Source organism: Sulfitobacter sp. LC.270.F.C4, assembly GCF_032922545.1.
Classification (GTDB): Bacteria; Pseudomonadota; Alphaproteobacteria; order Rhodobacterales; family Rhodobacteraceae; genus Sulfitobacter; species Sulfitobacter profundi.
Genome location: NZ_CP136692.1, coordinates 3,502,189 through 3,514,760 on the forward strand (window position 1 = coordinate 3,502,189; position 12,572 = coordinate 3,514,760).

A 12,572-nucleotide genomic window follows, 5' to 3' on the forward strand; every position below is an offset into this window, starting at 1 on the left:
TATGACATATGATCTTTATATCGGCGATCGTACCTTCTCCAGCTGGTCCCTCCGGGGCTGGTTAATGCTTGAGAAGTTTGATCTTCCTTACCGCGCGCATCTGGTCGGCCTCTACAGTGGGACCATGGCCCAAGACCTTGCCCCCCTCGCCCCGGCGCGTTTGGTGCCCGCCCTGCGTCTGCCCGACGGCACTGTGGTGGGAGAGACGCTGGCCATGGCCGAAACGCTGGCCGAACGGCATCCCGATGCCGGGCTCTGGCCCGCCGATCCAGCCGCACGCGCCACGGCGCGCTGGCTATGTGCTGCGATGGCTTCCGGCTTCGGCGCGCTGCGCGGAGCCTGCCCGATGCAATTGCAACATGTGTGGGAAGGGTTCGACCCGGATGCCGACACCCGGCAAGACCTAGAGCGCATCGAAGACTTGTGGCGACATGCCCGCAGCCAATCGCGCAGCGCAGGGCCGTGGCTTTTCGGGGCCTACTCGCTCGCTGACGTATTCTATGCCCCGGTTGCCGCGCGGATCGTCGGCTATGACCTGCCTGTCTCGGCTGATGCGCGGGCCTATTGCGACGCCACAATCCATGATCCGGCCTTCAAAACATGGCGCGCTGCCGGGTTGGAAACCGCGTATGAGCCGTTTCCCTATGAGCTTGGTTTGCCCAAACGGGACTGGCCCGTCGCTAAGGCGGCCTAAGACCTGCATTAACCATTCCTAAACCCGTCTTGCCTATCGATTAACCATAGCAAGGCGGGAGAGTAGGCAATGTTATCGCGGGCCTATACGGTCGCATTTCAGGGGGTTGAGGCGCGCATTGTCGAGGTGCAATGCGCGGTCACTGCGGGCCTGCCCGGTTTCTCTATCGTCGGACTGGCGGACAAGGCCGTGTCAGAAGCGCGCGACCGGGTGCGCACCGCGCTCAGCGCCATGGCCATCGCATTGCCGTCAAAACGCATCACCGTGAACCTCTCCCCAGCAGACCTGATCAAGGAGGGCAGTCACTTCGACCTGCCCATCGCACTGGCACTTCTGTCAGCACTCGACATCCTGCCGGAAGACATCACCCAGAATGTGGTCGCCTTGGGAGAGCTTTCGCTCGACGGTACGCTGATGCCGGTCGTCGGTGCCCTCCCCGCGGCGATGGCTGCCGCCACCCACGACCGCAGCCTTCTATGCCCCGCAGGATCGGGAGCAGAGGCCGCTTGGGTCGGCAACACACAGATCATCGCCGCGGCCAATCTAGGCGACGTTGTTCGCCACTACACAGGCCAAGTGCCAATCACCCCCGCAGAGCCGGGGGAAGTGCCATTGACTGCGGCAGGCCGCGATCTACGCGAAGTCAAAGGTCAGGAACGCGCCAAACGCGCGCTGGAAATCGCCGCCGCCGGACGGCACCATTTGATGTTGGTCGGCACGCCGGGTTCGGGCAAATCCATGCTGGCCGCGCGGCTGCCGGGCATCCTGCCGCCGCTTACCGCGACCGAGGCGCTGGAGACGTCGATGATCCACTCCCTCGCCGGGCTTCTGGATGAGGGGGGCATTTCCCGCAGCCGCCCCTTTCGCGAGCCGCATCATACGGCCTCGATGGCCGCCATCATCGGCGGCGGACGCCAAGCGCGACCGGGTGAGGCATCCCTCGCGCATAATGGCGTTCTGTTCATGGATGAGTTTCCAGAGTTCAATCGCACAGTCCTCGAAACCCTGCGCCAGCCAATCGAGACTGGCGAGGTCATGATCGCGCGCGCCAACGCCCATGTGAAATACCCCTGCCGCTTCATGCTGGTGGCCGCAGCAAACCCGTGTAAATGCGGTTATCTGCCCGATCCGGCCCGCGCCTGCGCCCGCGTCCCGGCCTGCGGCGAAGACTACCTAGGCCGCATTTCGGGCCCGCTGATGGACCGTTTCGACCTGCGTGTCGACGTGCCCCCCGTCAGCTACAGTGACCTCAACCTGCCCGCCAACGGCGACACCTCTGCCGAGGTTGCGGCAAGAGTTGCTGCCGCGCGGGCGCTCCAATCAACCCGCTACGCCCAGCATGACGGCATATCGGCCAATGCCGACGCGGCGGGGGAATTGCTCGAAACAGTCGGCAGCCCGGATGCGGAAGCGCGCGACCTGCTGCTGCGTGCGGCTGAACGGTTTTGCCTCTCCGCGCGTGGGTATCACCGGGTCATGCGCGTGGCCCGCACCATCGCCGATCTCGAGGGCGCCGCCGAGGTGCGCCGCCCCCATATGGCCGAAGCGATCAGCTTTCGCCTGCCCGACCTGGCGGCAAGGCGTTGATCCACCCGGCCAGGGTCGCAAGGGTCTCCCGCGCCTCCGGCAGGTGGTTTTGGAACAGCGGCCAAACATGCGGCAGATCATGGACCTCTTGAAAGGTGACCGGCACCTGCGCGTCGCGCAAACGGGCCGCAAAGCGGCGGCTGTCGTCACGTAGGATTTCGCTGTCACTCACGGTAAGCCAGACCGGCGGCGCCCCTTTGAAATCCGCGAGGATCGGACTTGCCCGCGGGCTCTCTGCGCTCTGCCCCCGAAGATATAGCCGCGCCATCTCTGCCGCGCGGGCGGCGGGCAACAGCACGTCACTTTCGGCATTCTGCGTGAAGCTCGCACCGGAAAAGGTCATGTCCAACAAGGGGGAAAGCCCAAAGGCCCCCGCAGGCAGCGCCGCGCCTTCGCGGCAAAGCTCCGCCAAAAGGTCAAAGACCAAAGCACCGCCCGCGCTGTCCCCGCCAATCACGATGTCCCGCGCGGCGATGCCTGTCCGACACAGCGCGTCCCAAGCCGCGCGGATGTCTTCCGCAGGTTTGGGAAAGGCCGCCTCCGGCACCCGCGCATAGCGCGGCAGCACCGCCTGTGCGCCCGTCAGCAGCGCCAAACGCGCGACCATGGCACGGTGGGTTTCCGGGCTGCCGAAAACAAATCCACCGCCATGGATGTAGAGGATCACGCGACCATTCGAGGGGCCCTGTGGCGTAAGCCAAAGCGCCGAACCCGCCCCCGGCAAGCCCCGCCATTCGGCAGAGACATCGCCCGGCCCTTTGAAAAAGAGCCGCGCCTGCATCTCCATCGTGGCCCGCAGCATTTGAGGGTTTGCGCGCGCCAACAAAGGCTTCTCTGTCAGACGCAGGCAGCGGTTCAAAAGTTGCTGGCGCAGGCTCACCCGCGGCGGGCCTCGATCGCCTCCCAGATTTTGCCGGCGATATTCTCGCCGTCGAACCGTTCCAGTTCCTGAATGCCGGTGGGAGAGGTCACGTTGATTTCGGTCAAATAGTCGCCGATGACATCGATACCGACGAAGACCTGACCCTTTTCTTTCAGCAATGGGCCAATGGCGGCGCAAATCTCCAGATCGCGCTCGGTCAACCCGACCTTCTCTGGTCGCCCGCCGACATGCATATTCGACCGCGTTTCGCCTTCCGCCGGTACGCGGTTGATCGCGCCTACTGGCTCCCCGTCCACAAGGATGACGCGCTTGTCGCCTTTCGACACGGCAGGCAGGAATTTCTGAACGATCAGCGGCTCCCGAGAGAAACCGGTGAACAGCTCATGCAACGAGGTAAGGTTGCGGTCATTGGCATCCAGCCGGAACACCCCGGCGCCGCCATTGCCATAGAGCGGCTTCAAGATCACATCGCCGTGCTTCGCCTTGAAGGCTTTGATGGTCGATAGATCCCGCGCAATGGTGGTGGGCGGCGTCAGGTCGGGGAAATCGAGAACCAAAAGTTTCTCGGGATAGTTGCGCACCCAGAAGGGATCGTTGACCACCAATGTGGTGTCTTTCAGCCGGTCCAGCAAATGGGTCGAGGTAATGTAGTGCATGTCGAAAGGCGGGTCTTGGCGCAGCCAAACCACGTCGAAATCGGCCAGATCGACCTCTCGCTCCTCTCCGAACTGGGCATGATCGCCCTGCACGCGCTGCACGGTAAAATCATAGCCACGCGCGGTGATCCGCCCCTCTTGGTACGCCAGATGATCGGGTGTGTAAAAGAACAGCTCATGCCCCCGCGCCTGTGCTTCTTCGGCCAGCCGAAAGCTGCTGTCGGCGTTGATGTTCACGTCCCCGATCGGGTCCATTTGAAAGGCGATTTTCATCGGCGTCTCCCCGCTGCTAACCTTTATCGTGATCCGACCCGGACCGACGGTGCAGGCGTTTGGGATCGCTACTTAGATGGCGCAGCAGGGGCCTATACGCAATGGGTCAGCCGTGGCCAAAAGCGTTTTCGATGATTTCCGTGGCTCCCTGCCCATCGACAAGCGCCACGTCAAAGCGCACTTCGGTCAGGCTGCCAGCAGGTTCACCGGCAAGGAATTCTTCGGCAGAGCGGTAAATGCGTTGCATCTGTCGGGCGGAGAGGCTTTCAGCGGCACGCGCGAAACTTCGGCTTTGCTTCACTTCGACAAAGATCAGGGCAGCCCCATCGCGCAGGATCAGGTCAATCTCTCCGGCGCGGCCACGCCAGCGGCGGCGCGCGATGGCAAAGCCGCGTCTTTCGTAGTCTTGCGCGATCCTATTTTCGGCTGCGATCCCGGCATGATAGGCCATGCGACCCCGTTGGCGTTTGGCCGCAGTTCGCATCATTCCTGTCTCACCCTGCGCCATGTTCGTTACTCCGACCGTTGTCCTAACCTTTGCCGAGCGCCAATGCCGCCTGATAGACTTGCCGCCGTGGCAGGCCATGGGCCTGCGCCACCAAATCGACAGCGTCACGCATCGACATCTCTTTAAGCGCCCGTTGCAAATCTGTTTCTAGGTCAAGGTGATTAACAGACTCTGAACGGCTTCGATCAATAAGAACGACCACTTCGCCTTTTGGCGATTGGCCCTGATAGGTCTCTGCAAGGTTTTCAAGCGTATCGCGTTGAATCTCTTCGAACTTCTTGGTCAACTCTCGGCACATGGCTGCTTTACGCCCCGCGCCCAGCGCGGTTGCCGCATCGCGCAGCATGGCCCCAAGCCGTTTGGGTGATTCGTAAAATACCAAGGTTCCCGGCACGTCGCGCAGCTTTTCCAGCGCCGCGATCCGTGCGGATTTACTATTGGGCAGGAAGCCTGCGAAGAAAAACGCATCCGTCGGCAGGCCGCCCAGCGCCAGCGCGGTCAGCACCGCCGAGGGCCCCGGTGCGCAGGTCTGCATCACCCCCGCCTCGGCGGCGGCACGGCTAAGCTCGAAGCCCGGATCGGCGATCAGGGGCATGCCCGCCTCTGACGCATAGGCGACCGATTTGCCCTCACGGACCGCCGCGATAAGCCGCTCTTGCACGGATGGGCCGCTGTGGTCGTGCAGGGCGATCACCTTGCGTCCATTAAGCGGCACCCCGTGGATTTCCATAAGCCTGCGCAGGCTGCGCGTGTCTTCGGCCGCCAGCAGATCCGCCGCGGCGAGCGTGTCCAGCGCACGCAGCGTGATATCGCGTGCGGTGCCGATTGGGACGCCCACGAAATAAAGTCCTGGGGCTAGATCTGTCTTGAGGAATTTCAACGCTGGACCCGCCTTTCGCAGTGACTATGATCGCGGCCATGTTCCGGCGACCGTCGTCGTCTTGCCACCACCGGGGAGTGAATACAAATGATTGCCTGTTTCCGAGCCTTCCGCAAGAAGATGCACCTGCTCTTATTGCCTCTATTCGCGGTCCTGCTGGCGGCCTGTCAGCCCGTCGCCATCGGCGGCGCCAATTCCGGCGGCCCGCGCATTGACCCCTCTGCCCCCGTTCCTGTCGCGCTTTTGGTGCCGCGCGGTGGCTCTGCCAGCGATGAGTTGCTGGCCAAAAACCTTGAGAATGCAGCGCGTCTTGCGATGCGCGACCTTGGCGGCGTCGAGATTGACCTGCGCGTCTATGGCACCGCGGGCAACGCCAGCAAAGCCGCTGCCGCTGCCTCTCAGGCGGTGAATGAAGGGGCCAAGATCATCCTCGGGCCGGTTTACGGCGAGGCGGCCAATGCGGCCGGCGTGGCAGTGGCCTCTTCCGGGGTCAATGTGATCTCTTTCTCGAACAACCCGACCATCGCGGGCGGCAATGTCTTCGTGCTTGGGCCGACCTTTGCCAATACCGCCAACCGTTTGGTGAGCTTTGCCAAGCGCAATGGCAAAGACAAAATGGTCGTGCTGCATGGTCAAGACCTTGCCGGTCAACTGGGCCGTGATGCGATTGTTCAGGCGATCAGCGCCAATGGCGCGACACTGGCGGGCACCGTGGATTACGCGCTGAGCCAAGAGTTGGTCGTGGCTGCCGTGCCGCGGGTCAAGGCGACGATCGAAGGCAGTGGCGCGAATGCGCTGTTCCTTACAACGTCCTCGGCCAGTGCCCTGCCACTTTTCGCAGAGCTGCTGCCCGAAGCTGGGATCCAATCGGCGACCACACAATATGTCGGCCTGACCCGTTGGGACATCCCGCAGCAAACGCTGGCCCTACCCGGCGTGCAGGGCGGCTGGTTCGCCCTGCCAGACACAGCGGCAAGCGGTGCCTTCTCCAACCGCTACAAAGCGGCCTATGGCAGCGACCCCCATCCTTTGGCCGGGCTGGCCTTTGACGGGATCGCGGCGATCGGGTCCTTGGTAAAGAGCGGCAAATCCAACGCGCTTTCCGGTGCGGCCCTCACCCAAGGGGCGGGTTTCCAAGGGGCCAGCGGCATCTTCCGTCTGCGCCGCGATGGCGCCAATGAACGTGCGCTGGCCGTGGCCACGATCCGCAACAACCGGGTTGTCGTGCTAGACCCAGCGCCGCGCGGCTTTGGCGGGGCTGGTTTCTGAATTGGACCTCGCGAAACCGACAACAACATCAGGCGCGCGTCGACACCCGCGCCTGATTTGCGCGCCCGAACAAATCTTTGACGATACAGCCGTCTGGCAGGCCCTTTCGCAACGCGATAGCACGCTGGAAGGTGCCGCGCTGCGGGCCGAGATCGTCCCCCTCATCCAAGAAGCCCAGCAGGCAGGCCGCAAGGCAATCGCCGCGGGCTTTGCGGAATCGCCCTTTGATGCGCGGGCGATGACCTCTTCCTACACCTATCTTACCGACCAACTGCTGCGCTGCGTCTTGCAGATTGCCACGCAGGTTCTGCACCCCAATCCGAACCCGACCGAGGGTGAACGGCTCGCCATGATCGGCGTGGGCGGCTATGGCCGGGGAGAGATGGCGCCCTTTTCCGATGTCGATCTGCTTTTCCTCATCCCTTACAAGGCCACCGCTTGGTCGGAGAGCGTGATTGAATTGATGCTCTATATCCTGTGGGATTTGAAGCTGAAGGTAGGTCACGCCACCCGCACCATCGAAGATTGCCTGCGGCTTGGGGCCGATGACTACACCATCCAGACCGCTCTGCTGGAGAACCGGTTCATCGATGGCGATCTCACCCTTGCCCAAGAGCTTTCCGAACGCCTTAAGAACGACCTCTTTTCGGGCGCCGGGAAGGATTTCATCGAAGCCAAGCTGGAGGAGCGCGACAACCGCCACCTGAAACAGGGTGAGCGCTATATGGTCGAGCCCAACGTCAAGGAAGGCAAAGGCGGGCTGCGCGATCTGCATTCACTCTTTTGGATTGCCAAGTTCATCCATGACGTGGACCGGGTCGCCGATCTGGTCGATCTCGGTGTCTTTCGCGCCGATGAATACGACACCTTCCGCGAGGCCGAGGCCTTTCTCTGGGCCGTGCGCGGGCATCTTCACCTGATTGCAGGTCGCGCGACGGAACAGTTGACCTTTGACATGCAGGTGCAGGTTGCCCAAGCGATGGGCTATCAGGATATCGGGGGCCGGCGGGGCGTCGAGATCTTCATGCAGGCCTATTTCCGCCACGCAACGGCGGTGGGGGATCTGACCCGTATCTTTGTCAGCGGGCTTGAAGCGTCGCATATGAAGGCCGAGCCGCTGCTGGAGCGCATCTTTCGCCGCCGCCCGAAAATGCGCGAAGGGTTTCAGGTGGTCCACAACCGCATCGCGCTAAAGGACGACCAAGAGTTTCTGCAAGACAAGTTGAATCTGCTGCGCATCTTCGAAGAGGCCCTGCGCACCGGCATGCTGATCCACCCTGACGCGATGCGGCTGATCAAAGCCAACCTCGCGCTGATCGACGATGACATGCGCCGCACACCCGAGGCGCGGCGCATCTTCCTTGATCTGCTGTTGAAACACGGCAATCCCGAACGCTCCCTGCGGCGGATGAACGAATTGGGCGTCTTGGGCGCCTTCATCCCTGAGTTTGAGCCCATCGTGGCGATGATGCAGTTCAATATGTACCACTCCTACACCGTGGACGAACATACCATCCAGTGCATTGCCAACCTCGCCCGGATCGAAAAAGGCGAGCTGGAAGAAGAACTGCCCGTTGCCTCTTCGATCCTGAAGCGCGGGGTCAATCGCAAGGTGCTTTATGTGGCACTGCTGCTGCATGACATCGGCAAAGGGCGGCCCGAGGATCATTCGATCATCGGCGCGAAACTCGCGCGGCGCATCGGCCCGCGGCTGGGGCTGAAACGCGATGAGGTCGACACCGTGGAATGGCTGGTGCGCTATCACCTTCTGATGTCTGACATGGCCCAGAAACGTGACATCGCCGATCCGCGCACGGTGCGCGATTTTGCCAAGGCGGTACAGACGGTCAAACGGCTCGACCTGCTCTGTGTGCTGACGGTCTGCGACATTCGCGGCGTCGGGCCGAACACGTGGAACAATTGGAAAGCGGTGCTGATCCGGGCCCTCTATCGCCAGACCGAGCGGGCACTTGAAACCGGGCTTGAAGATCTCAACCGCGAGAACCGGGGGGCGGAGGCCAAGAAAGCCCTGCGCGCCGCGCTTTCCGACTGGCCGCGCAAGCTTTTGCAGCAAGAGACCGCCCGCCACTACCCGCCCTATTGGCAGGGTCTGCATGTCACCGCCCATGTCGCCTTTGCGGAACTGCTGCGCGACATCGGCAACGATGATATCCGCATCGACCTGCACCCGGATGAGGATCGCGGTGCCACCCGCGCCAGCTTTGTCATGGCCGATCATCCGGGCATCTTTGCTCGGCTTGCGGGGGCGCTTGCACTGGTCGGGGCCAATGTCGTCGACGCGCGCAGCTATACCACCAAAGACGGTTTCGTGACCGATGCCTTCTGGATTCAGGACAGTGAAGGCAACGCCTATGAAGCTTCGCGTCTGCCGCGCCTGCGCGACACGATCGAAAAGACCCTCCGCGGTGAAATCGTCGCCCGCGATGCGCTGAAATCGCGCGATAAGGTCAAGAAACGCGAACGCGCTTTCAAGGTGCCGACCCATATTACTTTCGACAACGAAGGGTCTGAAATCTATACGATCATCGAGGTCGACACCCGCGACCGGCCCGGCCTTCTTTATGATCTGACCCGCACCTTGGCTGGCTCGAACGTCTATATTGCCAACGCCGTGATCGCGACCTTTGGCGAGCAGGTGGTCGATACCTTCTACGTCAAAGACATGTTCGGCCTGAAATACTACACCGAGGCCAAGCAGCGGACCTTGGAAAAGCGCCTGCGCGAAGCGATTGCCGCAGGGGTTGAGCGGGCCGAGGGCTAGGGTTCCTTCGGCACGTTTTGACCGGCAAAATCCCGCCACCCTTTATTTCCGCGCTTTGCTTTTGACATCGGATCCTCAAAATCTCTTTCAACCCGGCAGAAGCGCGGGATTCCATGAATGAGGGACATATGAGCGTCAAACGCGCAGCACTGCCGAACCGGGGCCTGATGGCCCTTTGCGCCACACTTCTTTTGACGGCGGCCTGCGCCAAAGCGCCTGACATCCCGCAGCCCTATGATTTCTCTGGCATAAACCCCCAGCGTCACTTCATGGCCGTGCAAACCGCCAAGGACATGCGCGCCAAGGGCCAACGTGTTTGGTGCGTGCCCTTTGCCCGCAATGTCAGCGGCATCCAGATTCGCGGCAATGCGGAAACGTGGTGGGACAAGGCCAAGGGGCTTTATCCGCGCGGTGATGAGCCGGTGGTCGGTGCCGTTATGGCGTTTAGCGGGACCAGCTCGTTGCCGATGGGGCATATCGCTGTGGTTTCCGATGTCGTCTCGCCGCGCGAAATCCGGGTGGATCACGCCAATTGGAAACGCAATCAAGTCTCGCTCAAGATGGCGGTGATTGATGTGTCCAAGGCCAACGACTGGTCTGCCGTGCAGGTCGAAAGCCAGCCCGGCGCCTTTGGCAGCACCTATCCGATCAATGGGTTCATCTACCCCACCGGGGGATAAGCGCCACCTTGCCAAAGCCAAGGGGCTAGCCTTCCGGCACCGCTCACCGCGATTGCACCGGGTAAGCGCCCGCGCTAGGGATCACCTCAGCGCAATTTAAGGCACCTTTTGATGAAACCTATCCGTCTTATGTCCGGCTTTTTCACTGTCGGTGTCTGGACCTTGCTCAGCCGTGTGCTCGGCTTCATGCGTGAGGTGCTGTTGCTGTCGCTCATTGGCCCCGGTCCGGTGATGGACGCCTTCGTCGCCGCCTTCCGCCTGCCCAATATGTTCCGCCGCTTCTTTGCCGAGGGCGCGTTCAACGCCGCCTTCGTGCCGATGTTCGCCAAGAAGCTGGAGGGCGAGGAAGGCGCTGGCAAATTCGCCCGCGATGCCTTCAACGGATTGGCGCTGGTGGTGCTCGCGCTGACCGCCTTGGGCATGATCTTCATGCCCGGGTTGGTCTGGCTGACCGCCGAAGGCTTTGTCGGCGACCCTCGGTTCGATATGACCGTCGCCTTTGGCCGTATCGCCTTTCCCTATATCCTGTGCATGTCACTCTCGGCGCTGTTTTCCGGTATCCTGAACGCCACCGGACGCTTTGCCGTGGCCGCCGCCGCGCCGGTGCTGCTGAACATCTTCGTCATCGCCGCCATGACCTTCGCCGCGCTCACCGGGGGCGAGGTGGCGCTCTGGCTCATCTGGTCAATCCCGGTGGCTGGCGTGGCGCAGCTTGCCCTGACATGGCGCGCCGCGGCCCAAGCGGGCTTCCCCCTGCGCCCCTCACGGCCCCGCTGGACCCCCGACATGCGCGCGATGATCGTCATCGCCCTGCCCGCCGCACTGGCCTCGGGCGTGATGCAGATCAACCTCGTCGTCGGACAATTGGTCGCCAGCCAATATGACAAGGCCGTCTCATGGCTTTTCGCCGCCGACCGCCTCTATCAACTGCCTCTGGGCGTGGTGGGTATCGCTGTGGGCATCGTGCTACTGCCCGACCTCTCGCGCCGCCTGCGCGCCGGGGACAACGACGGCGCGCAAACCGCGCTAAGCCGCGCCGCCGAAATCTCACTCGCCCTGACGATCCCCTCGGCAGTGGCGCTGATGGTGGTGCCCTTCGCACTGGTCACGGTGCTGTTCGAACGCGGTGCCTCGGGCGTCGACGACACCGCTGCGATTGCAACGGCGGTGATGATTTACGGCCTTGGCCTGCCATCATTCGTGTTACAAAAGATTCTGCAGCCGGTCTATTTCGCGCGCGAAGACACCCGCCGCCCCTTCTACTTCGCCGTGGTCGCTATGGTCGTGAACGCGGTGCTCGCGGTCGGTCTTGCGCCCTTCATCGGATGGATCGCCCCGGCGGTTGCGACCACACTGGCGGGCTGGACGATGTTTGCTTGTCTGGCCATCGGCGCGCGGCGTTTCGGCGCTGCGGCCAAGTTCGACGCACGGTTCCACAAGCGCATCTGGCGCATCCTCATCGCCTCTGCCGCGATGGGCGTGGCGCTCTGGTTGGGCAACGCCGCCCTGCAACCGATGCTGGGCCTGCCATGGTGGCGTGGGCTGGCGCTGGTGATGCTTCTTGCAATTGCCGCGATCAGCTACTTCGGCATCGGCCAATTGATCGGCGCCTTCCGCCTGTCCGAGTTCAAATCCGCAATGCGGCGCGGTTAACGCTGCTGCAACCGCGCCCTCAGTCGCGCCCATTCACCGGGCGCGACCAAAAAGCTCAGGCCAAAACCACAAAAGAACCCGGCCAACTCGGCGACCCACAAAAAGCCGGTCTCAAAAAAGATGCCCCAGAAAAGCTGTAGCCCCATCAGCAGAGCGATCAGCGTGAACGCCTGATACTGCGGCCCGCCCGAGCCAAGCAACCGCCGCCACATCACGAAACTATAGCCGCCAATCAGCCCATAGACATTTGGATAGGCGCCCGCCAACCAAACCGGATCGTTCAACAGCACGCCATAAACCAACGCCCCGCCGATCCCCGACAGCACAAAGATCACCAGAAAGGCCATCTGCCCCATTGCCTCGGCCACCAACTTGCCCAGCGCCAACAGCAGCACGACGGCAAAGATCGCATGGGTAAAGCCGAGATGGATGAACGGATAGGTCACCACCCGCCAGATATGCTCAATCGGGTACTGGCCCGCCCCGATCATCGCGTCAAAAATCAGCCCCGAAAAGCCAAAGTCGCGCACCAGCGCCAGCCGCCAGCCTACGGCAGCGGGGCCACCGACCAGCCCAGCCTCGGCCAAGGACAACACCACCTCAACGCCAGTAATGGCTAAAAACAACACGACAACCACTGGCGGCAACGGGTTCACGGGGGGCTGGATATCAGGGTCTTGCATGGGCGCTCCTTGACGGGGTTCGCG

At 62.4% G+C, this 12,572-nt stretch carries 11 protein-coding genes; 6 read left to right on the forward strand and 5 right to left on the reverse strand.

The genetic code is table 11. The features are described from left to right. Nucleotide 1 precedes the first annotated feature (1 nt). Nucleotides 2–694 carry a glutathione S-transferase gene (locus R1T45_RS20835; RefSeq protein WP_317390156.1) on the forward strand — a complete coding sequence of 231 codons (693 nt, stop codon included), beginning with the start codon at nucleotides 2–4 and terminating at the stop codon, nucleotides 692–694. 69 nt (nucleotides 695–763) lie between these two features. Next, nucleotides 764–2,281 (forward strand): YifB family Mg chelatase-like AAA ATPase, encoded by a 1,518-nt coding sequence (locus R1T45_RS20840; protein WP_317390157.1) that lies wholly within the window; start codon nucleotides 764–766, stop codon nucleotides 2,279–2,281. Here the strand turns inward: R1T45_RS20840 and R1T45_RS20845 are convergent. From R1T45_RS20845 to rsmI, 4 genes are all read right to left on the reverse strand, one after another. After that, a complete protein-coding gene (locus tag R1T45_RS20845; RefSeq protein WP_317390158.1) occupies nucleotides 2,244–3,104 on the reverse strand; it encodes an alpha/beta hydrolase in 861 nt (286 codons plus the stop codon). The genes R1T45_RS20840 and R1T45_RS20845 overlap by 38 nt on opposite strands. 53 nt (nucleotides 3,105–3,157) lie before the next feature. Beyond that, on the reverse strand, nucleotides 3,158–4,093 hold the full coding sequence (gshB, locus tag R1T45_RS20850) for a glutathione synthase (RefSeq protein ID WP_067941500.1): 936 nt from the start codon (nucleotides 4,091–4,093) through the stop codon (nucleotides 3,158–3,160). A 106-nt stretch (nucleotides 4,094–4,199) separates the two neighbouring features. Further along, nucleotides 4,200–4,577 (reverse strand): YraN family protein, encoded by a 378-nt coding sequence (locus R1T45_RS20855; protein WP_162931891.1) that lies wholly within the window; start codon nucleotides 4,575–4,577, stop codon nucleotides 4,200–4,202. A gap of 46 nt (nucleotides 4,578–4,623) precedes the next feature. Continuing rightward, nucleotides 4,624–5,481 (reverse strand): 16S rRNA (cytidine(1402)-2'-O)-methyltransferase, encoded by an 858-nt coding sequence (gene rsmI, locus R1T45_RS20860; RefSeq protein ID WP_120350138.1) that lies wholly within the window; start codon nucleotides 5,479–5,481, stop codon nucleotides 4,624–4,626. A gap of 87 nt (nucleotides 5,482–5,568) precedes the next feature. On the opposite strand from rsmI, the gene R1T45_RS20865 reads away from it, so the two are divergent. The 4 genes from R1T45_RS20865 (at nucleotide 5,569) to murJ (ending at nucleotide 11,865) form a co-directional block, all read left to right on the forward strand. Next, nucleotides 5,569–6,750, forward strand: a complete 1,182-nt coding sequence (locus tag R1T45_RS20865; RefSeq protein ID WP_317390159.1) for a penicillin-binding protein activator — start codon at nucleotides 5,569–5,571, stop codon at nucleotides 6,748–6,750. Nucleotide 6,751: 1 nt separating this feature from the next. Next, complete coding sequence (locus tag R1T45_RS20870; RefSeq protein ID WP_317390160.1) at nucleotides 6,752–9,532, forward strand: [protein-PII] uridylyltransferase; 2,781 nt, start codon at nucleotides 6,752–6,754, stop codon at nucleotides 9,530–9,532. 128 nt (nucleotides 9,533–9,660) lie between these two features. Continuing rightward, on the forward strand, nucleotides 9,661–10,212 hold the full coding sequence (locus R1T45_RS20875) for a CHAP domain-containing protein (RefSeq protein WP_317390161.1): 552 nt from the start codon (nucleotides 9,661–9,663) through the stop codon (nucleotides 10,210–10,212). Between the two features lie 111 nt (nucleotides 10,213–10,323). Beyond that, nucleotides 10,324–11,865 carry a murein biosynthesis integral membrane protein MurJ gene (gene murJ, locus R1T45_RS20880; RefSeq protein ID WP_317390162.1) on the forward strand — a complete coding sequence of 514 codons (1,542 nt, stop codon included), beginning with the start codon at nucleotides 10,324–10,326 and terminating at the stop codon, nucleotides 11,863–11,865. Here the strand turns inward: murJ and R1T45_RS20885 are convergent. Further along, entirely contained in the window at nucleotides 11,862–12,548 is a 687-nt protein-coding gene (locus tag R1T45_RS20885) for a rhomboid family intramembrane serine protease (RefSeq protein ID WP_132444793.1), read from the reverse strand. The genes murJ and R1T45_RS20885 overlap by 4 nt on opposite strands. Nucleotides 12,549–12,572 lie beyond the last annotated feature (24 nt).

Coding starts and splice junctions, on each gene's coding strand:
- R1T45_RS20835 (WP_317390156.1), top strand. CDS start 2: ATGACATATGATCTTTATATCGGCGATCGTACCTTCTCCAGCTGGTCC.
- R1T45_RS20840 (WP_317390157.1), top strand. CDS start 764: ATGTTATCGCGGGCCTATACGGTCGCATTTCAGGGGGTTGAGGCGCGC.
- gshB (WP_067941500.1), bottom strand. CDS start 4,093: ATGAAAATCGCCTTTCAAATGGACCCGATCGGGGACGTGAACATCAAC.
- R1T45_RS20855 (WP_162931891.1), bottom strand. CDS start 4,577: ATGCGAACTGCGGCCAAACGCCAACGGGGTCGCATGGCCTATCATGCC.
- R1T45_RS20865 (WP_317390159.1), top strand. CDS start 5,569: ATGATTGCCTGTTTCCGAGCCTTCCGCAAGAAGATGCACCTGCTCTTA.
- R1T45_RS20875 (WP_317390161.1), top strand. CDS start 9,661: ATGAGCGTCAAACGCGCAGCACTGCCGAACCGGGGCCTGATGGCCCTT.
- murJ (WP_317390162.1), top strand. CDS start 10,324: ATGAAACCTATCCGTCTTATGTCCGGCTTTTTCACTGTCGGTGTCTGG.
- R1T45_RS20885 (WP_132444793.1), bottom strand. CDS start 12,548: ATGCAAGACCCTGATATCCAGCCCCCCGTGAACCCGTTGCCGCCAGTG.